At 66.6% G+C, this 20,443-nt stretch carries 14 protein-coding genes and 1 pseudogene; 4 read left to right on the top strand and 11 right to left on the bottom strand.

Annotated elements, in window-relative coordinates:
* Positions 1-2 precede the first annotated feature (2 nt).
* A complete protein-coding gene (gene manD, locus BES08_RS20280) occupies positions 3-1,214 on the bottom strand; it encodes a D-mannonate dehydratase ManD (RefSeq protein ID WP_036529868.1) in 1,212 nt (403 codons plus the stop codon).
* 8 nt (positions 1,215-1,222) lie between these two features.
* Positions 1,223-3,544 (bottom strand): glycoside hydrolase family 3 N-terminal domain-containing protein, encoded by a 2,322-nt coding sequence (locus BES08_RS20275; RefSeq protein WP_156799957.1) that lies wholly within the window; start codon positions 3,542-3,544, stop codon positions 1,223-1,225.
* Between the two features lie 297 nt (positions 3,545-3,841).
* On the opposite strand from BES08_RS20275, the gene BES08_RS20270 reads away from it, so the two are divergent.
* On the top strand, positions 3,842-5,956 hold the full coding sequence (locus BES08_RS20270; RefSeq protein ID WP_155986462.1) for an alpha-glucuronidase family glycosyl hydrolase: 2,115 nt from the start codon (positions 3,842-3,844) through the stop codon (positions 5,954-5,956).
* 181 nt (positions 5,957-6,137) lie between these two features.
* Here BES08_RS20270 and BES08_RS20265 read toward each other — a convergent pair whose 3' ends face one another.
* The 9 genes and pseudogenes from BES08_RS20265 to BES08_RS20225 all read right to left on the bottom strand — a co-directional run.
* On the bottom strand, positions 6,138-7,190 hold the full coding sequence (locus BES08_RS20265) for a LacI family DNA-binding transcriptional regulator (RefSeq protein ID WP_036529878.1): 1,053 nt from the start codon (positions 7,188-7,190) through the stop codon (positions 6,138-6,140).
* 190 nt (positions 7,191-7,380) lie between these two features.
* Positions 7,381-8,220 carry an aldose 1-epimerase gene (locus BES08_RS20260; protein WP_051587182.1) on the bottom strand — a complete coding sequence of 280 codons (840 nt, stop codon included), beginning with the start codon at positions 8,218-8,220 and terminating at the stop codon, positions 7,381-7,383.
* Complete coding sequence (locus tag BES08_RS20255; protein ID WP_069709407.1) at positions 8,217-9,665, bottom strand: sugar porter family MFS transporter; 1,449 nt, start codon at positions 9,663-9,665, stop codon at positions 8,217-8,219. The genes BES08_RS20260 and BES08_RS20255 overlap by 4 nt, the downstream gene beginning before the upstream one ends.
* 40 nt (positions 9,666-9,705) lie before the next feature.
* Complete coding sequence (locus tag BES08_RS20250; protein ID WP_069709406.1) at positions 9,706-10,584, bottom strand: SMP-30/gluconolactonase/LRE family protein; 879 nt, start codon at positions 10,582-10,584, stop codon at positions 9,706-9,708.
* Positions 10,568-11,359 carry a D-xylose 1-dehydrogenase gene (gene xylB, locus BES08_RS20245; protein ID WP_008830992.1) on the bottom strand — a complete coding sequence of 264 codons (792 nt, stop codon included), beginning with the start codon at positions 11,357-11,359 and terminating at the stop codon, positions 10,568-10,570. The genes BES08_RS20250 and xylB overlap by 17 nt, the downstream gene beginning before the upstream one ends.
* A 25-nt stretch (positions 11,360-11,384) precedes the next feature.
* On the bottom strand, positions 11,385-12,548 hold the full coding sequence (locus tag BES08_RS20240) for a fumarylacetoacetate hydrolase family protein (protein WP_036530749.1): 1,164 nt from the start codon (positions 12,546-12,548) through the stop codon (positions 11,385-11,387).
* Between the two features lie 99 nt (positions 12,549-12,647).
* The gene (locus BES08_RS20235) at positions 12,648-14,441 is read right to left on the bottom strand and encodes an IlvD/Edd family dehydratase (protein ID WP_036530754.1); all 1,794 of its coding nucleotides are present in this window, start codon (positions 14,439-14,441) and stop codon (positions 12,648-12,650) included.
* A gap of 5 nt (positions 14,442-14,446) precedes the next feature.
* A complete protein-coding gene (locus tag BES08_RS20230; protein WP_069709405.1) occupies positions 14,447-16,018 on the bottom strand; it encodes an aldehyde dehydrogenase (NADP(+)) in 1,572 nt (523 codons plus the stop codon).
* Positions 16,019-16,370: 352 nt separating this feature from the next.
* Positions 16,371-16,987, bottom strand: a pseudogene (locus BES08_RS20225) (IS630 family transposase); the annotation flags it as partial.
* 361 nt (positions 16,988-17,348) lie between these two features.
* Here BES08_RS20225 and BES08_RS20220 point away from each other — a divergent pair.
* The 3 genes from BES08_RS20220 to BES08_RS20210 all read left to right on the top strand — a co-directional run bounded on the left by BES08_RS20220 (position 17,349) and on the right by BES08_RS20210 (position 20,307).
* Positions 17,349-18,269, top strand: a complete 921-nt coding sequence (locus BES08_RS20220) for a surface-adhesin E family protein (RefSeq protein ID WP_051587231.1) — start codon at positions 17,349-17,351, stop codon at positions 18,267-18,269.
* Positions 18,266-18,700: an SEL1-like repeat protein gene (locus tag BES08_RS20215; protein WP_155986489.1), complete on the top strand. Its 435-nt coding sequence runs from the start codon at positions 18,266-18,268 to the stop codon at positions 18,698-18,700. Before BES08_RS20220 ends, BES08_RS20215 begins: the two co-directional genes overlap by 4 nt.
* Positions 18,701-18,846: 146 nt before the next feature.
* The gene (locus BES08_RS20210; RefSeq protein ID WP_162177439.1) at positions 18,847-20,307 is read left to right on the top strand and encodes a tetratricopeptide repeat protein; all 1,461 of its coding nucleotides are present in this window, start codon (positions 18,847-18,849) and stop codon (positions 20,305-20,307) included.
* Positions 20,308-20,443 lie beyond the last annotated feature (136 nt).

Genomic DNA, 20,443 nt, shown 5'->3' with positions numbered 1-20,443 from the left:
GCTCACCAGTTGTACATCGTGCCGTCTTCGAGACGGTTCACCGGCAGGAAGGCGCGCTTGTATTCGTAGCCGGCGGCCAGTTCCTCGTCGATGTCGACGCCGAGGCCCGGCGCTTCGCCCGGATGCATCATGCCGTTCTCGAACGTGTAGGCATGCGGGAACACGGCGTCCGTCTCGGGCGTGTGGCGCATGTATTCCTGTATGCCGAAGTTGGGCACCGAGAGGTCGAAGTGCAGCGCGGCGGCCATGCAGACCGGCGAGAGATCGGTGGCGCCGTGGCAGCCGGTGCGGATCTGGTAGAGGTCCGCCAGCGCGGCGATGCGGCGCAGATGGGTGATGCCGCCTGCGTGGACGACGGTGGCGCGGATGTAGTCGATCAGCTGGTTCTGGATCAGATCCTTCGCATCCCAGATCGAATTGAAGATCTCGCCCACGGCCAGCGGCGCGGTGGTGTGCTGGCGGATCAGCTTGAACGCTTCCTGGTTTTCGGCAGGCGTCGCGTCTTCCAGCCAGAACGGGCGGTAGGGCTCCAGATCCTTGCCCAGACGGCCCGCCTCGATCGGGGTCAGGCGGTGGTGGATGTCATGCAGCAGGTGCACGTCCCAGCCCAGCGCCTCGCGCGCGGCCCTGAACAGTTCGGGCACGACGCGCAGGTACTTCGAGGTGTTCCAGACGTTCTCGGTTGGCAGGTCGGCGTCGGCAGGCTCGTAGAAATACTTGTCCTTCGAGACGCCGTAGGTCGAGGCCATGCCGGGAACGCCGCACTGCAGGCGGATCGCCTTGTAGCCCTGCGCCTGATAGTCGAGCGCGACATTGATCGTATCCTCGATCGAGGTGCCGTTGGCGTGGCCATAGACCATCACGCCCTCGCGGCTGGCGCCGCCGAGCAGCTGGTAGACCGGGAGCCCTGCGATCTTGCCCTTGATGTCCCACAGCGCCATGTCGACGGCGGCGATCGCGGTCATCGTCACCGGGCCGCGGCGCCAGTAGGCACCCTTATAGAGATACTGCCAGACGTCCTCGATGCGGTGCGCGTCGCGGCCGATCAGGCAGGGGACGACGTGGTCGGTCAGGTAGCTGGCGACCGACAGTTCGCGGCCGTTGAGAGTGGCGTCACCGACGCCGGTGGTGCCGTCGTCGCAGGTGATCTTGAGGGTGACGAAGTTGCGGCCGGGGCAGGTCACGATGACCTTGGCGTCTACGATCTTGGGCATGATGGTCCTCAGGCGATTTCGAGGGTTGCGGTCTTCAGGGCGGCGCTGCTGTTGCCGACCATGATGTCGAAAAGCCCGGGCTCGACGACTTCGCGCATGTCCTCGTTCCAGAGGCTGAAGTCGTCGGGGCCGAGGGTGAATTCCACCTTGCGGGTCTCACCGGGCTTGAGCGTGACGCGGCGGAAGCCGCGCAGTTCCATGACCGGGCGGGTAACGCTCGCCTCGCGGTCGTGGACGTAGAGTTGCAACACTTCGTCGCCTTCGCGCGCGCCGGTGTTGGCCACTTCGACCGCGACGGTGACGGTGCCCGCCGCCGCGATTCGCGGGGCCGAGAGGGCAGGGGCGCCGAACGCGAAACTGGTGTAGCTGAGGCCGAAGCCGAACGGGTAGAGCGGCGCGGTGTCGGAGAACAGATAGCCGCGCTTGGCCGATGGCTTGTGGTTGTAGAAGAACGGCACCTGGCCCACGTCCTTGACTACGGTGACGGGCAGCTTGGCACCGGGGTTGACGTCGCCGAACAGCGCTTCGGCCATGGCGGTGCCGCCTTCCTGGCCCAGATACCAGCATTCGAGGATCGCATCGGCCTGCTCTGCCACGGTCGGCCACGAGGGCGGGCGGCCGTTGAGCGCGACGACGATCACCGGCTTGCCGGTGGCCTTGAGTGCTGTGAACAGCGCGTTCTGTTCGCCCAGGAGGTCGAGGTCGGTGCGGTCGCCGAGGTGATTCTTGGCATAGCCTTCGCGGCTGGTCTGCTCGGTGTCGCCGATGGCGAGGATCACCACGTCGCTGGCCTTGGCTGTTTCGACCGCCTCGGCGATCAGCGCGCGGTTCTTCGCGGGATCGGCCAGCAGCACTTCGTTGGCGGAGCGGTCCTCGCTTTGCGTTATGAACACGCCCTGGGCGAAGACGACTTCGGCCTTGCCCTTGAGGCGGGCCGTGATGCCCTCGACGAGGTTCACACTGGAGCGCGGCTCGGACGAATAGCCGCCGAGGCGCGTGACGTTGGCGTTGGGGCCGATCACCGCGACGCGCTTGTGTGCGCCGGGGGTGAGCGGAAGTACGCCGCCATTCTTGAGCAGGCAGATCGACTTGCGTGCTGCCTCAAGAGCCAGCGCGCGCGCCTCGGCATTGGCGGTGAGTTTTGCCGAAGCCTTGGGGTCGATCGGTCCCGCCTCGAACATTCCGGCGCGGAACTTGAGCGTCAGCATGCGGCGGCATGCGGCATCGACGACCGAGATCGGCACCAGCCCCTTGCGGACCTGATCGGCGAGCGTGCGATAGGCCTCGCCATCGGGCAGGTCGGTATCGACGCCCGCATGCAGCGCGAGCCGCGCGGCGCCCTCAAGGTCGGCGGCGAGGTGGTGGAACGTCGCGAGTTCGGGGATCGCGGCATAGTCGCTGACGATGGCGCCGTCGAAGCCCCATTCGCCGCGCAGCACGTCGTTCAGCAGCCAGCGGTTGGCGTGGCTGGGGATGCCGTCGATCTCGTTGTAGGATGGCATGACGGCGGCGATGCCGGTGCGGCGCACCACTTCGCGGAACGGCGGGAAGAAGCTGTCGTACAGTTCGCGCTTGCCGAGCGGGGCCGGGGCGACGTTGTTGCCAGCTTCAGGCTGGCCGTGGCCGGTCATGTGCTTGAGCGTGGCGAAGACCTTGCCCTCGGGCAGTTCCTTGCCGGGGCCCTGCAGCCCGCGCACGGCGGCGACGCCCATTTCGCCGCACAAGTACGGGTCTTCGCCGAAGGTTTCCTCGATGCGGCCCCAGCGCGGGTCGCGGGCGATGTCAACCACCGGGGAGAGCGCCAGCGTCGAGCCGTGGGCGCGAACCTCGCGGCCGATCACCGACTGCACGCGCTCGACCAGTTCGGGGTCGAAGCTGCCCGCCATGGCGATCGCCTGCGGGAAGCTGGTCGCCTCGGGCGCCATGTAGCCGTGGAGCGATTCCTCATGGAACATTACCGGGATGCCAAGGCCGGTCGCGCGCGCCCATTTCTGGGTGGCATTGACGAAGGCGATCGTCTCGGCGGGCCTCCGCCAGCGGCCGGTGACGTCGGTGCCGGTGTTGTTCGCGGTCGCCGCGCCGCCCCGGTCGGAGGGACGGGCGATCTGGCCGATACCGTGGGGATAGGCGATGGTGGCGCGGGCCGGATCGAAGGCGCGGTCCTCGTCCATCACGTCGCGCTTGCGGGTGGACAGGGTGATGATCTGGGCGACCTTCTCGTCCAGCGTCATGCGGCTCATCAGGTCGGCGACGCGCAAGTCCACCGGTGCGCGGGCGTCCTTGTAGACCGGCCCGGCGGCACGCGCGGCGACGGGCAGGAAGGCCAGCATCGAGGCGCCGCCACCCCAGCCGAGAAGGACGCGGCGCGATACGGCGAAACGCGATTCAGCCGGGCGCAGGCTCATGCGACAACCCCGGCGCACGGCAGGCATGCAGCCGCAAGACGACGATCAAATGCGTGACAGCATCCCAATTCCCGGTACTCCCAAATGCCTGTTCCGGCTGGCGTTGCACCGATTCGCCAAACAGCGTTGCTTGCGTCGGTGTTTTTGTGATAGCGCTATCTTTCACAACAACGGCAAGGCTTGTCAACCAGCTTGGACAGGCAAATTTGAGGGATGCTCGGGATGGAGAGGCGAATTTCGCGGATCGGCGCGTGGAGCGCATGCCTGCTGGCGGGGTCGGTGCTGGCGATCGGCGCGCTGCCGGGCACGGCGCTGGCGAACGACGGCTACGACTTGTGGCTTGCCCCTGCGGATAAGGGCGCTGCCGCAGCCGAGGTGACGGTGATCGGGGATTCGCAGACGTTGCAACTGGCAGCCGCCGAGCTGCGCCGCGACCTGACCGCCGCACCGCTGCCGGTCGTGCTGGCCCGCGCGGACGCCCCGGAACTGGCTGCGCTGGGCCTGCCTACCGCCATGCTTGGTGCCGAGGGCTACCTCGTGTGCGCTGCCACGGTCGCCGGGCGCCCTTCGCTGCTGGTCACCGGCAATTCCGATACCGGGGTGCTTTACGGCGCCTTCGCGGCGATCCGTGCGCAGAAGACCGGCGGCGATCTGGCGAAGCTCGACCTCACCTCCACGCCGAAGGTCAGGCTGCGCGTGCTCAACCACTGGGACAACCTCGATGGCAGCGTGGAGCGTGGCTATGCGGGGCAATCGCTGTGGGACTGGTGGACGCTGCCGGACTTCAAGGATCCGCGCTACACCGACTATGCCCGCGCCAATGCCGCGCTCGGCATCAACGGGACGGTGCTCAACAACGTCAACGCCAGCCCCGACACCTTGAGCGCCGCCTACATCGCCAAGGCCGCCGCGCTGGCCGACGTGCTGCGGCCCTGGGGTATCAAGGTCTACCTCTCCGCGCGCTTCTCGGCGCCGATCGAACTGGGCGGGCTGAAGACCGCCGACCCGCTCGATCCGCAGGTGCAGGCCTGGTGGAAGGCCAAGTCGGACGAGATCTATCGCGCGATCCCCGACTTCGGTGGCTTCCTCGTCAAGGCGAACAGCGAGGGCCAGCCCGGCCCGCGCGACTACCACCGTACCCATGCCGAGGGCGCCAACATGCTCGCCGCCGCCGTCGCGCCGCATGGCGGCGTGGTGATGTGGCGCGCCTTCGTCTACGCCGAGACCGATCCCGACGACCGCGCCAAGCAGGCCTATAGCGAGTTCAAGCCGCTCGACGGCAAGTTCGCCGACAACGTGCTGGTGCAGGTGAAGAACGGCGCGATCGATTTCCAGCCGCGCGAGCCGTTCCACCCGCTGTTCGGCGCGATGCCGAAGACGCCGATGATGCTGGAACTGCAGATCACCAAGGAATACCTCGGCTTCGCGACGCACCTCGCCTACCTCGGCCCGCTGTTCGAGGAAGTGCTGGAGGCAGATACGCGGGCCAAGGGCAAGGGATCGACGGTGGCGAAAGTCGTCGATGGCGCGCTGGAGGGCCATGACCTCACCGGCATGGCGGGCGTTGCCAATATCGGACGCGATCGCGACTGGTCGGGTTCGACGTTCAACCAGGCCAACTGGTATGCCTTCGGCCGCCTCGCCTGGGATCCGACGCTGTCGGCCGAGGCGCTCGCCCGCGAATGGGCGCGCCAGACGTTCGGCGACGATCCGCGCGTGGTCGACACCGCCGTCTCGATGATGATGGAATCGCGTGAGGCGGTGGTCGACTACACCGGCCCGTTCGGGCTCGCGCACCTGATGGACACCGGCCACCACTACGGGCCGGGGCCATGGGTGAACGACCTCGCCCGGCCCGAGTGGAACCCGATCTACTACCATAAGGCCGACCGCAGCGGCATCGGCTTCGACCGTACGCGCACCGGCAGCAATGCCGTGGCCCAGTATGCGCCGCCGGTCGCGCGCATGCTCGCCGATCCGCGCACGACGCCGGAAACCGAACTGCTGTGGTTCCATCACCTGGCGTGGGACTGGAAGATGAAGTCCGGCCGCACGCTGTGGCAGGAGATGGTCGTCCGTTACGATCGCGGCGTCGCCACGGTGGCGCACATGCAGAGGCAGTGGGACGGCGTGAAGGACAAGGTGGACGCCGAGCGCTGGTCCAAGACCGCGACCTACCTCGCCATCCAGCACAACGAAGCGCGCTGGTGGCGCGATGCGAGCCTGGTCTACTGGATGTCGGTCAACGGCTTGTCTCTGCCGGAGGGCAGCCTTGCGCCCGAGCACGATCTGGCGTGGTACAAGGCCCAGCGCTTTCCCTACGCTCCGGGGCATTGACGTGAGGCCGGCCCCGCCCGCGCGACGCGGCGGGGCCGGCGTTCACCCGCCTCGGATCGTCATTGCGAGCGCAGCGCAGCAATCCAGAGCGGTGTAAGGCTGCCCTGGATTGCTGCCCTGCGCTCGCAATGACGAGGGGTGGTGATGCCTCCGTGCCATCCCGGGCGACGCAGGCCCTCGTTCACCCCTGATGCGGCGCCGCGTCGGACTCGCGCTGGATGAACTCGAAGGGCATCTGCACGTGCGAGGGCGTGAAGGCGCGTTCCTCGCGGCGGCCCCGGATTTCCTCGACCAGCAGTTGCACCGCCATGCGCGACATCTCAGCGATGGGCTGGCGGATCGTGGTCAGTTCAGGCCAGGTGAAAGTCGCCTGCGGGGCATCGTCGAAGCCGACCACGGTGACGTCGCCGGGCACGTCGAAGCCCAGCCGATGCGCGACCGAGACGGTTGCCGCCGCCATGTCGTCGTTGCTGGCGAAGATCGCCGTCGGCGGCTCATCGCGTTCCAGCAGGCGGTGCGCCGCCTCAAGGCCCGAGCGATAAGTGAACAGGCCAGGCAGGACCAACTCCTCGTCGATCGCGATGCCGTTGTCGCTCAGCGCTGCCTGGAATCCCTGGAGGCGCCGCGCCCCGGCGCTCTGGTTGGGGTTGCCCTTGATGAAGCCGATCCGTCGGTGGCCCAGCGCGACGAGGTGGCGCGTCATCGCCTCGGCCGCGCCCAGGTCGTCGATGTTGACCGAGGACAGGTTCTTTGACGGCTTGCCCGATGCCACGATCACCGTCGGCGTGCCGCATTCCAGCAGCAGGTCGAGGATCGCCGTGCTGTCGCACAGCGGCGGCGGCAAAACGACGCCGTCGATGCCGTTGCCGACCAGTCGGCGCACGATGGTGAGCACTTCGTCCTCGTTGTCGCAGAGCTGGACGAGGAGCTGCGCGTTCGACCGGTTCGCCTGATCGAGACTGCCGACCAAAAACTCGTTGATATAGCCGGCGCTGGGGTTGGCGTAGAGCAGGCCGATGCGGACCTCCGCAGCGGCGGCAAGGTTGCGGGCGGCGGCGCTGGGCGAGTAGTTGAGTTCTTCGATCGCCTTGAGCACGCGGACGCGGGTGTCTTCCTTGACGTTGCCCTTGTCGTTCATCACGCGCGAGACCGTCATCAGCGAGACTTCGGCCCGCTCGGCCACGTCGGCGATGGTGACGGTGGCGCGGGATCGCCGCGCGGTGCGCCGCCGCAGCCGGGGGCTGGCGCGGTCTGTGGGTTTGTCCTGGGTCGTATCCTGATCTGTCACGCTGGCCTGATCCCCCGTGCGGCGGACCGGGTCGCTACGGAATCCCGCCGCTTACATGTTCAGCCTATTACAATTTTCCTGCAACGCCGCCAGCGATTACGTGCCGGGCGAGCATGAGCCGGTCAATTCGAGCTGGTCAATTCGGAGCAGCGCGGATGACCATGCCCAGACCTGCGCTCTGGCCCGGTTCGAGGACGGCGGTGCCTGCATTGTCGCGACGGTTGAACGCATCGGGCATCTGGCTGGTAGGTTCGATGCAGACGAAATCCTCACCAGGCGGGGCGAAGACATGGACGAACCGCGCGTCGTCTGACCGGAGTTCGACGCCTTGCCATGCGGCGGTGCCGTTCCAGCCGAACCAGCAGTTGTCGGTCAGGGTGTCTGCCCGTGGCACGGCGCCCTGCGCGAAGTTGCCGAAGTGGTCGGCCGGAGCAGGGTGTTCGGGGATCATGCCGGCATTGTTGATCCATACGCCCTCTGCGGCGAACTGCAGCCGGCCGCCCGGTTCGCGCACGAAGTAGGGGTGCTGGCCGAGGCCGCAGGGCATCGCGCGGTCGGACCGGTTGACTACCTCCAGCGTCACATGGAGCGCGCCGTCTTCCAGCACGAAACTCTGCGTGGCGGACCAGTCCCACGGCCAGTGCGCGTCGGCGGAATGCATGCAAGCGAGGGCGGCGTGGTCGGCCTGCTCGTCTTTAACCATCCACGGCATGATCCAGCCGAGACCGTGGATCGGATGCTCGAAGCCCGCAACGTTGCGGGGGAGGGCATAGTCCTTTGCCGCGAAGGAGAAGCGCCCGTCCGCGATGCGGTTGGCGTAAGGCACCAGCGGAAAGCAGGCGGCGTCCAGCGGGCTCGCGGCGTCCGCCGGGGTCGGGCGCAGGATGTGCTTGCCCCCGACCGCGAAGGAACCGATCGACCCGCCGAGATGGGGCAGCAGCGTGGCTTCGCTGCTGCCCGAACGCAGCTCGATCAAGCCGCCATCTCCTCGAGCGTGCGGCCGCGCGTCTCGGTCACCATTGCGCGTACGAAGAAGAACGAGAGGAAGGCGCTGAGCGCATAGAACCCGTACGTCAGCGGCAGGCCGAGCCCGGCGGCCATCGCCGGGAAACTGACCGAGATGCCGAAGTTGGCGATCCACTGCGCGAAGCCCGAGACCGCCAGCGCCGAGCCGCGAATCTGGTTGGGGAACATCTCGCCCAGCATCACCCACATGACCGGCCCCCAGCTGACGTTGAAGAACACGACATAGGCATTCGCGGCGATCAGCGCGACGGTGCCGACATTGTCCGAGAGGGTCAGGTGGCCATCCGTGAAGCTGCCGCTGGCGAAGCACATCGCCATCGTCGCCAGCGTCACCGCCATGCCCGCCGAACCGATCAGTAGCAGCGGCTTGCGCCCCAGCCGGTCGACCAGCAGCACGGTGACGAGGCAGGCAAGGATCGAGAGCGTGCCCGACAGGATGTTGATCAGCAGCGCGTCGCTTTCGGAAAAGCCGACCGACTGCCACAGCACCGCGCCGTAGTAGAACACGATGTTGATGCCGACGAGTTGCTGGAACACGGCCAGCCCGATGCCCGCCCAGACCAGCTTGCGCAGGCGGCCGGTCGCGGGGTCCTTGAGGTCGGCGAAGCTCGGCCGGTGGTGGTCGGCGGCGATCGAGAGGAGGCTGGCACGGATGTCGGCGATCATCTTTGCGGCCGTCTCGGCTCCGAAGATGCGGGTGAGCACGGCCTGCGCCTCGGCTTCGCGGCCGCAGGCGACGAGGAAGCGCGGGCTTTCCGGGATCATGAACAGGGCGACGAGGTAGATCACGGCCGGGATCACCTGCATCCAGAACATCCAGCGCCACGCGGGCAGGTCCAGCCACAGCGGCGCGGTGCTGGAACCGGCATGGCTGGCCAGCGCCCAGTTGGCGACGAAGGCACCGGTAAGGCCGGTGATGATCATGATCTGCTGCAGGCTGGAAAGCCGTCCGCGGATCGAGGCCGGAGTGACCTCGCTGATGTAGACCGGCGCCAGCACGCTCGCCGCGCCGACGCCGACGCCGCCGATGAAGCGGGCGATGACGAAGAGCAGCGAAGAGGTCGCCGCGCCCGCGCCCAGCGCGCTCACGACGAACAGCGCGGCACCGATCATCATGACGCTGCGACGGCCCCAGACGTCGGCGAGGCGGCCCGCCACGAAGGCGCCCACCGCGCAGCCCAGCAGGATCGCGCCGACGTTGAGGCCGGTGCCCAGCTTGGAGAGGTTGAACGCCTTTTCCAGCCCGTCCTGCGTGCCGTTGATGACGCCGCTGTCGTAGCCGAACATGAACCCGCCGATCGTTGCCACCGCAACGATCATGGCGACGAAGGCCATGTTGACCTTCCCGCCGTACTCCACGCCGGTTGGCGCGCTTCCCATGTCTATCGCCGCCATTCTTGCATCCTCATTGCTTGTTCTTGTCGTTACGGGCCGGTCAGGCCGTGGGGTATCCCGGCGCGAGGCCGGGAACATCCACCGCGAAGGTGAAGAGGTCTCCGGCGTGGGGTTGAGCCGCCAGTTCGTCGGCGGACAACCCCTTGCGTGCCGTCGTCGCATAGACGGTGGTGAGGTCCGGGCCGCCGAATGCGATCTTGGTGACGTTGGCGACCGGGAATTCCACCCGACCGAGAAAGGTGCCATCGGGAGCAAAGCGGGCCACACCCCAGCCGCCGAACAGGCCGACCCAGACGGTGCCCGCGCTGTCCACGACGGGGCCGTCGGGATAGCCCATGCCGTCCGGAATGCGCGCGAAGAGCCGTGCCTCGCCCGGATGCCCGTCCGCGCCGACGCTGGCGGACAGGATTACCCGCTCCAGCGTATCGACGAGATAGACCGTCCCGCCATCTGGCGAGAAGGCCGGGCCATTGGTGATGACCATCGGCTGGGGCGAAAGCGCGGTGCACGCGCTGCCGTGAAAGCGGTAGTAGCCACCGCTCGGCGCCTCCTCGGCATTGTCCATGGTGCCCAGCCACACCGAGCCGTCCGGGTGGACGGCAGCATCGTTGAGGCGGTTGCCGGGCAGGTCGGGCTCGACGGCGTGGAGCAGCGCGAAGGCGTCCTCCTCGAAACGGTGGACGCCCGCCTTCGCGCCGACCAGCAGCGCGGCGCCCGCCAGCGGGATCACCCAGCCGGGCTCTTCGGGTGCCTTGACGGTGTTCAGCGTACCGCTTGCCGGATCGAAGCGGTGAAGCTTGTGACCCTTGATGTCCACGAACCACAGGCAGCCGCGCGCGGCGTCCCATACCGGACCCTCGCCCAGCATCGCGCCCAGCTTGCAGGCAACCTGCGGAATCATCTCAGCGCCAGCCCGCATCGACGAAATACTCGTGCCCCGTACACATCCGCGCATCGTCGGAGGCGAGGAACAGCGCCAGCGCCGCCACGTCGGCCGGCTGGACGCGCGCTTTCAGGCACTGCGCGTCGAGGATCTCGCGCTCGCCCTCGGGGGTGTACCACTTTTCCTGCCGCGGCGTCTGGACGTTTCCGGGCACGATCGCGCAGACGCGGATATTCCGCTCGCCCAGTTCGCGGGCCATCGCGCGGGTCATGCCCTCGATCGCGGCCTTGGCGGTCTGGTAGAGCGAGAGCTGGTCGAGCGCGAGGTGCCAGCTGATCGACCCGAAGTTCAGGATCACGCCGCCGCCCGCCGCTTCCATGAAGGGCACGGCGGCCTGTGCGGCGAAGAACAGGTGGCGCAGGTTCACCGCCATGCGCTCGTCCCAGTAATCCGGCGTGACGTCGGCGATGGCGTGGCGGTCGTCGTTGGCTGCATTGTTGACCAGCACGTGGAGGCCGCCGAGCGCCTCATGCGCCGCCGCGACTTGCGCCTGCACGAAGTCGAGGTCCTTGAGATCGCCGGCGACGAAGCGGGGGGTGAACTCCACCGTGCCATCAAGGCTCGCCACCAGCGCTTCGGAAGGTTCGGCGGCGATGTCCACGAAGGACACTTTCGCCCCCTGCCGCGCGAAGGCCTCGACCAGCGCCGCCCCGATCCCGGAGCCGCCGCCCGAGATGAACACCCCCTTGCCCGCAAGCGAGGGAAAGCGCGCGACCTGCGCGGTGGGGCAGGGGAGAGTGGTGGTCAACATGGAAGTCCTTGGTGAAGTCGAAGAATCAGGCAAGCGCGTCGGCTTTCGCCCCGATCAGCCCGCGCGCGGCGAGGTTGCGGTAGAGGGCGGAAATCCCGGTTTCCCAGGCAGGCGCATCGCGCGAGGTGGCGACGGTGTTGACCAGGGTGCCGAGGCGGTCGCTGGAGATCGTCACGACATCGCCGACCTTGTGGGTGAACCCGCGTCCGGGCGCGTCGCGGTCCTGCGTCGGCGCGAACAGGGTGCCGAGGAACAGCACGACGCCGTCCGGGTACTGGTGCTCGGAAAAGCACTGGCGCAGCAGGTCGAGCGGCGGGCGACTAATCTCCGACATGCGGCTCTCGCCTTCGAGCAGGAAGCCTTCCGGCCCCTCGATGCGCAGCAGCACTTGCGCGTTCTCGACGTCCGCCACGGTGTAGCCCGCATCGAACAGGCGCACGAACGGGCCGACCGAGCAACTGGCATTGTTGTCCTTCGCCTTGCCCAGCAGCAGCGCCGAGCGCCCCTCGAAATCGCGCAAGTTGACGTCGTTGCCCAGCGTCGCGCCCACGGCCTTCCCGTGCGCGTCGGAAAGGATGACGATCTCCGGCTCCGGGTTGTTCCAGTGCGAATCCGAACGCACGCCGATCGTAGCGCCCGATCCCACGGTGGAAAGCACCGGCGACTTGGTGAACACTTCCGCGTCCGGCCCGATCGCGACTTCGAGATATTGCGACCACATGCCGTCCTCGATCAGCGCCGCCTTGAGCGCCGCTGCCTCCGGGCTGCCGGGCACGACAGAGCGGATCGAGCCGCCGATGCGCTCCTCCAGCCCGCCGCGCACCGCCTGCGCCTTGTCGGCATCGCCGCGCGCGCGTTCCTCGATCACGCGCTCCAACGCCGAGACGGCGAACGTCACGCCCGCCGCCTTCACGCACTGCAGGTCGATCGGGCTGAGCAGCGTTGCACGGGCCAGCACGTCCTCGACAGTGCCAAGGGCCTTGCCCTGCGCGGGATCGAAGGCGCCTGCATCGACGAGGTCGGCCACGGTCGGCGCGGCGCCGCTCATGTCGTAGGCCACGCCGCCCTGCAGCAGCACGGGGGTCGGGCCTTCCCCAAGGTCGAGACGGCCGAGGAACAGGCCCTCGCGCCAATCGGAAGGTAGCATGTCCACGGGAAGGGAGGAGAGGATATCGGTCATGTCGGGCATCCGTTCTCGTTCTGTAATGGGAGCGCTATCACACTGCCATGCAATGTCAATCACACGGGGCTGGAAGGGCCGTCCGCCCACCCGGCCCCGCTGGGTGCGTTAGTGATTGTGGCGCGGCGTCCGTTCGGCGATGCGACGGTACTTCACGGCCATGTCCATGACCGCGCCGTCCGCCATCTGGCCGGTCTTCTCGCGGAAGAGTTCCTCCCACGGGGTATGGCTCTGCGGCACGGGTGGCGGGGCGTCCTCGGCCTTGCGGCGAGCGATCTCGGCCGGATCGACCAGCGCGTTGCAGAGCCCTGCGCGGATGTCGATGCGGATCATGTCGCCGGTGCGCAGCCATGACAGGCCGCCGCCTGCCGCGCTCTCGGGCGAGCAGTTGAGGATCGAGGGGCTGTCGGACGTGCCCGACTGGCGCCCGTCGCCGAGCGTCGGCAGCCACTGCACGCCCGCCTTGATGAGCGCGTCGGGCGGCTGCATGTTCACCACTTCGGCCGAACCGGGCCAGCCCATCGGCCCGGCGCCGCGCATGACGAGGATGCAGTCGGCGTCGATCTCCAGCGCGGGATCGTTGATGCGGTGGTGGTAGTCGTCGCCGCCTTCGAACACCACGGCGCGGCCCTCGAACACGCCTTCCGAGCCGGGGCGCGAGAGGTAGCGGTCATTGAACTCGGCGGAGATCACTGAGGTCTTCATGATGCCGAAGTCGAACAGGTTGCCCGACAGAACGAGGAAGCCCGCCTTCTCGCGCAGCGGCTCGGCGAAGTGGCGGATCACCTCGCGGTCGCGCGCTTCGCGGCCTTCGAGGTTGGCGGCCAGCGTCTCGCCGGTGACGGTGAGGCAGTCCTGCGCCAGCACGCCCGCCTGCTGCAGTTCCCACATGATCGAGGGCACGCCGCCCGCGCGGTGGAAGCGTTCGCCCAGGAACCGTCCGGCCGGCTGCATGTCGAGGATCAGCGGCAGGTCGTAGCCGTGCTCGGTCCAGTCCGAGGCGGTGAGTTCCACGCCCGCATGGCGCGCCATCGCCATGATGTGCGGCTGCGCGTTGCTCGACCCGCCGATCGCGCTGACGACGCGGATGGCGTTGAGGAAGCTGTCGCGCGTCAGGATATGCGAGGGGCGGAGGTCTTCGTGCGCCATCTCGACGATGCGGCGACCGGTTTCGTAGGCGTACTGCCCGCGCTCGCGGTAGGGGGCGGGGATCGCTGCGCAGCCGGGAAGCGAGAGGCCGAGCGCCTCGGCCACCGCGTTCATGGTGGAGGCGGTGCCCATAGTGTTGCAGTGCCCGGCCGAGGGCGCGCTGTCGCAGGCGCGCTGGAGGAACTCCTCCTCGTCGATCTCACCGGCCGCCAACTTGCGGCGGCTACGCCAGATCACGGTACCTGAACCGACCAGATCGCCCTCATGCCAGCCGTCGAGCATCGGCCCGCCGGACAGGACGATCGCGGGGATGTCCACGGTGGATGCGGCCATGACCTGCGAAGGCGTGGTCTTGTCGCAGCCGGTGGTGAGCACCACGGCATCGATGGGATAGCCGTAGAGGATCTCGACCAGCCCCATGTAGGCGAGGTTGCGATCGAGCGCGGCGGTCGGGCGACGGCAGTTCTCGAAGATCGGATGGACCGGGAACTCCATCGCGATGCCGCCCGCGTCCCGGATGCCGTCGCGCACCCGCTTGGCGAGGTCGAGGTGGATGCGGTTGCAGGGCGACAGGTCGCTGCCCGATTGCGCGATGCCGATGATCGGACGCCCCGAGCGCAATTCCGCAGGCGTGATGCCGTAGTTCATGAAGCGCTCCAGATAGAGCGCGACCATGTCCGAACGCGCAGGATCGGCGAACCAGTCCTGCGAGCGGAAGCGGCAATTCGAAGGAGATTGCGTTGGGGCGTCCATCGTCATCAACCCAGCTTCAGTACGCCGTCGATGCGGCGCGGGGCGTTCCACGGATTGCCGTCGCGAAGGCCCTCGGGGAGCAGGGCGAAGGGCATGTTCTGGTAGCACACCGGGCGCAGGAAGCGCTCGATCGCCGAGGCGCCGACCGAGGTTGTCCGTCCGTCCGAGGTCGAGGGGAACGGGCCGCCGTGGACCATCGCGTGGCACACTTCGACGCCCGTCGGCCAGCCGTTGACGAGGATGCGTCCAACCTTGCGCTCCAGCACCGGCAGCAGCAGCGCGGCCTCCGCCTCGTCCTCGGCGTCGAGGATCAGGGTGGCGGTGAGCTGGCCTTCGAGGGCGGCGATGACCTTGAGCGCCTCGGCCATGTCGGTGACGGTGATGACCAGCGAGGAGGAGCCGAAGACTTCCGCGCCCAGCGCCGGATCGGCGAGGAAATCGGCCGCCGTGGTGCGGAACAGGGCGCCCTGCGCCTGATGCGGGCCGGTCGGCTCGACGCCGCGTGCGAGGGTGGTTACAGCGCCGTGGCCCGCCAGCGCGCTCACGCCCTCGACATAGGCCGAGTGGATGCCCGGCGTCAGCATGTCCTGCGCCGCGCTGCCGCCCATCGCCGCCGAGGCCGAGGCGAGGAAGGTATCGAGATCAGGCCCGTCGATGGCGATGACGAGGCCGGGATTGGTGCAGAACTGCCCGGCGCCCATCGTCAGCGAGCCGACGAAGGCCGCGCCCAGCGCTTCGGCACGCGCGGCGAGGGCGGCGGGGAACAGCACGACCGGGTTGATCGAACTCATCTCGGCATAGACCGGGATCGGCTCGGGCCGGGCCGCGGCGGTGCGCATCAGCGCCATGCCGCCGGGGCGCGATCCGGTGAAGCCGACCGCCTTGACGCGGTGGTCGGCGACCAGCGCGGTGCCTGCCTCACGCGTGGCGGGGAGGTAGGAGAACACGCCCTCGGGCAGATGGCACAGCGCCACCGCGCGCTGGATGGCGCGGGCCACCAGTTCGCCGGTGCCGGGATGGGCCGAGTGACCCTTGACGATGACCGGACAACCCGCCGCGAAAGCCGCGGCGGTGTCTCCGCCTGCGACCGAGAAGGCGAGGGGGAAGTTGCTGGCGCCGAACACCACGACCGGGCCAAGCGCGACCTTGCGCACGCGCAGGTCCGGGCGCGGCAGCGGCGCGCGCTCGGGCAGGGCGGGATCGATGGTGAGGCCCGCCCAGCTGCCTTCACGCAGGACTTGCGCGAAAAGGCGCAGCTGGCCGGCGGTGCGGCCCCGCTCGCCCTCGATACGGGCGCGGGGAAGGCCCGTCTCGGCTATGGCGCGTTCGATCAGGATGTCGCCGATCGCCACGATCTCATCGGCGATGGTTTCGAGGAAGACAGCGCGGGTTTCCGGGTCCAGTTCGGCGAAGGCGACCGCGGCCTCGTCGGCCAGCGCACAGGCGCGTTCCACTTCCGGCAGGCCTGCGGTGGTGAAGCGTGGTTCCAGCGCCGCGCCGGTCGCGGGGTTGATGGCGGCATAGCTTGCCTGCGTGTGGGTTTCCTCGCGGCCGATGAGTATGGCGCCGGTAATCATTGCTGCATCCCCTCAGGTCAGGGCTTTGCCCGTCCGTTTCGTACGTCCATTCCGGATCTGCCCGAAGCCCCCCGCTGCATTGCAGCCGCAGGGCTTCATCGCCGTCCAAATATGAATGATAGCGCTATCTTTCAAGAGGAGGATTGTCAATGGCTCGTGATCGATCGGGGGGCGGGGAGAGCCTGACTAGCAACTCTTGAAACAGAAAAAGTTAGATTGGCGAACCAATTCCCCAAGTCGGCGAGCTTCGATTCTTCGGAACGGCTTGAACAGGAGATTGCGACTATGTTCTGTGTATCGCTGGTGGGCGTGCTCCGGAAGGCCGATCTCGGACGCAAGGACGTCTTCACGATCATTCTGGTTCGTAACCACATGATCTGAAGTAGTTGGCGCATTCCGGGGGCTGGAAGATATCGACGAGTTTGCCGATCAAGCTCCACAGGCCACTGACGGTACGCTCGCCCGCTTTACGGAGTATGGCTTTGAGGCCGGAAAATGCTTTCTCGATCGGGTTGAAGTCGGGGCTGTAGGGCGGGAGAAAGCGCAGGGTGGCGCCTGCGGCCTCGATGAGCACTTGCACCGATGCGCGCTTGTGGCTCGACAAGTTGTCCATGATGACGCCGTCGCGAGGCCGCTGTTCGGAGACGAGGACCTGAGCGACGTAGGCTTCGAACCAGTCGCCGTTGATCGGCCCATCGAGCACCATGGCCTCGACCATGCCGGCCATGCGCAGGCCGGCGACCAACGCGGTGATCTTGCCGTGGCCGTGCGGGAAACCGATCCGCAGACGTTCGCCTTTGGGGCAGCTACCGTAGCTGCGGGTCATATTGGTCGCGGTCTAGGTTCCGTCGATGAAGACCAGGCGCTCCGGTTTGAGGTCGAGTTGACCTCAAACCAGTTCTGACGCTGCTTCAGGACGTCGGGTCGATCTTGCTCTATCGCATGGCCTGTCTTTTTTTCCCGTGAGATTGCCCGGTCGGCGCTTCTCGGAATCGAGCTCTCCAGGCTGACGCCGACTTATGCGCGCGCGCAGCGCCTCGCAGAGCCCGAATTCACGGAGAAGGAACAACGCCTGACATATCCCGCCAACGGTCGAGGTGAGCCGATCTCCCTCCAATTTTCAAATTGGCGGTAAGGAACACGGCAGGTTTGGCTTCTCAGAAGCGCGATAGCCAACATTGCTAGGCGGCTATCGGTCGAGATTGGCCGGTCATGCACGGAGTAAGCGTGATCCAGAAAGTTGTTATGGGCAGGCACAAAAACAAGCAGGTGCTGTTGTAAGGTACGGGTTCTGCTGTACCAATGAAATAGTAACAGTTTGGAATATCGGATGAAGTTCGGGATACTCGCCGGCGGGTTGCTTATGCTTTCTCCTTCGATGGGCCTGGCCCGTACCTCGCAGTGGTGGTACGTGGCGCAAGGCGCAGACAAAGTGCTGTTCGTCGATGTTGAATCGATCGAGCGGGACGGTGACATTGTTCGATATGATGCCAGCCAAATTCTGCGCGAGCCCGGTAACCCCGCGGCCTCGCTTCGCGCCTTCATGATCGGAGACTGCCGCAAACGCACCGAAACGTGGGATCTCGTCCTTCGTTACGGCGCCGATGACGAACGCCTCGACAAGTCGGCGCTGAGCTACCCAGGGCCCAACCCTATCGCGGCGGGGTCAGTAGGCGAGGCCCAATTGAAGTTCGTCTGCGCTGCCGATCGAACCCAGACCGGCGGGTTCCCTCTGGCGATCGACCAAGTCGCTTTCGCCGAAGCACTGATTGCCGACACCGAGGCTTTGGTTAGCCCGGCGGACCATCATGAGCAGATGCGCGCAGACCCTGCGGTGCCGGTCATCCGATCTTCGGCACCGGCCCCTGCCACATTCGGAACACCCCAGGCGATCGCCGCCGGTCAGGCCGTAGTCCCGCCGCGTGACTACGGCAAAGGCGTGGGCATACTCGAGGCCGGCGATTACGATACAATGGAAAGCGGTACGATCTACGATATCGCTTATCTCGGGATCGAGGAAGGAGAGCTGGCCTTCGACTTGCGCGGTTACAGCATCGGGGATCTCGCGCACGCCAGCAGCGGGCAGACGATGCGCTTCCCGGCTTCGCAGAAGACAATCCGCATCCGCGACATCGAAATTGCGGTTCTGGACGCCACGCCCCGGAACCTGCGCTTCCGCGCAAGCCTTGCCCCGAAGGATACCGACGACATGCCTTTCGTCTGCGCCGATCCGGCATGCACCGCGCCATGATCCGCGCCGCCGCATTGTCGGTGGTCTTAGTTGGCTTGCCTGCCGGGCAGGCTCAGGCGCAACAAGTCGAGGTGATCGATCCCGTCGCCGAGCTGAAAGTCATGTGCCAGAACAATGACGCCGGCGCTTGTTCGCGCCTCGGCAACCGGCTGCTCGAAGGCGATGGCATAGCACGCGACGATGCCTGTGCGCTGGGCGAGGCGGAAAGCTGCTTTACGCTCGGCCGGGCCTATCAGACCGGCAACGGCCGCGACCTTCACGACGTTAGGGGCATCGCTCTGCTGGAGCACGCGTTGGCGCTTGATCCGCTCACGTCTTCCGCCGGCCCCGCAAGAAAAGCCCTCGCCATATCAAAGGCTGCGCTTGATGACATTTCCGTGCCGCCCGCGAATAACGATCAACCAGCCGGCCACGAACAGAATAAAGGATAGGACGATAGCGTCGGCCGCCACATCACCGAGCACGTCCAGCCGCAGTTCCGGTAGCAGTGACAGCTCCAGCGGTTCCTCCGGCGACGGGTCTTCGGGCGGCGGGGTGGCGGTGGCGGCGGATCGGGATGGTAAGAAGGATGCGGTACATGTCTTGGTTCTGTAAAGCCGTGCCAGCCACCTTGATGCTGGGCGCGGTTCCGGCGGCCGCATCAGAGTGGTGGTACATCAACAGCGGCCCCGGCCGTGTCGTTTTCGTGGATGCGAAATCTGTCGAGCGGCGCGGAGACGAGGCGCGCTATTGGGCGATGCAAGTAATCCGGCCCGGCGAACCGGAAGTCACGGTAAAAGCGCACCGGCGCGTGCTGTGCGACAAACGCCGCATTCAAACTTTGCAAATTCTGTATTTCGACGAGGCCGGACGCCCGATCGACAAGGGAGCCGCGCATACGTCCCCCATGGAAACGGTGCCGCCCGACAGCTTGGGCGATGCGGAACTGCGCTTTGCCTGCGGAGATGAAGCGCACCGGGTCGCAAATGATCTCTTCCCACTTGCGATCGACGAAATCGAGTTTGCAGAGGCACTGATCGCACACGGCAACAGGCCGTCCGATGCCCATGATCTGCATGAAATGCTTTCCGTGCGGGAAGTGGATACCATCGCGTCTACACCGCCAGAGAATCCTACTGTGCCTGCCCCTGCGGGGCCGTATGATCTGACCGAACCGGCATCGGAGCAGGCTTCTGATGATGATGCGGCCGAAATCAGGCAGCTTGAAGATGCTTGTGCGGGCGAAGTGGCAAGCTCCTGTGCCGAACTGGGCACCCGATACGCGCAAGGCGATCACGTGGCTCTGGATCCGGCGCGTGCTGCGGTATTCTATGCCAAGGCTTGTGCAGGCGGCGATGGCAGCAGCTGCACAAGCCTTGGCATAGCCTACCACACCGGCAATGGCGTCCCTGCGGACGCCCAGCAGGCGACCGCTGCTTTCGCGAAAGCCTGTGAGTTGGGCGGGCCTGCTGATTGCGGCAATTTTGGCCTTGCCCTGGTGAAGGGCGAAGGCATCGCGAAGGACGCCCCACGTGCGTTCCGGTATTTCAGGGCGGCCTGTGACGCCGATAACTTTGCCAGTTGCTCCAGCCTTGGCGCCGCCTATTCGCTGGGCGCGGGGGTAAAGGCCAGCAAGCGGCGCGCCAGGCGACTGTTTGAAAAGGCCTGTGACGGCGAAGATGCCGGCGGCTGCTACAACCTTGGTGTGGTTTACGATCAGGGGCTGGGCGTGCGCAAGAACGCCCATCGCGCCGCCGCACTTTATGTCGGAGCCTGCGATCAGGACGATGGCGCAGCCTGCGGCAATTTAGGCACGTTGGTTCAGAACGGAAACGGTGCTGGCAAGGACGCAGGACGGGCCACCGAACTGTTCCGCAAATCCTGCGATCTGAACGATGCCGACGGGTGCCTCAACCTTGGCCGTGCCTACAATGCAGGAGCAGGCGTCGATCGGGACCGGGAACAGGCAAGTGTCTATTATCGCCGCGCCCTGGAAATCGAGCCGAACAAGGCAGATGCCCGCCGCGCGCTCAACGATTTGGCGGAACGCCCGGAATGAGGCGTGTAGAAGCCGTTGCTGCAGTCGACGCTGTGTGGACGGCTCTCCGTTGGCAAGTGGCATATTGAGCTTTGCGCCGTTGGTTGGTGCGGCCATGTGTCGAGCCTATTGGTGCGGCACATATTACCGCTGGCCA

The sequence above is a fragment of the Novosphingobium resinovorum genome (assembly GCF_001742225.1).
GTDB lineage: Bacteria > Pseudomonadota > Alphaproteobacteria > Sphingomonadales > Sphingomonadaceae > Novosphingobium > Novosphingobium resinovorum_A.
Note: the sequence above shows the minus strand (reverse complement) of the source record. Positions and strands in the feature narration are given on the sequence as shown.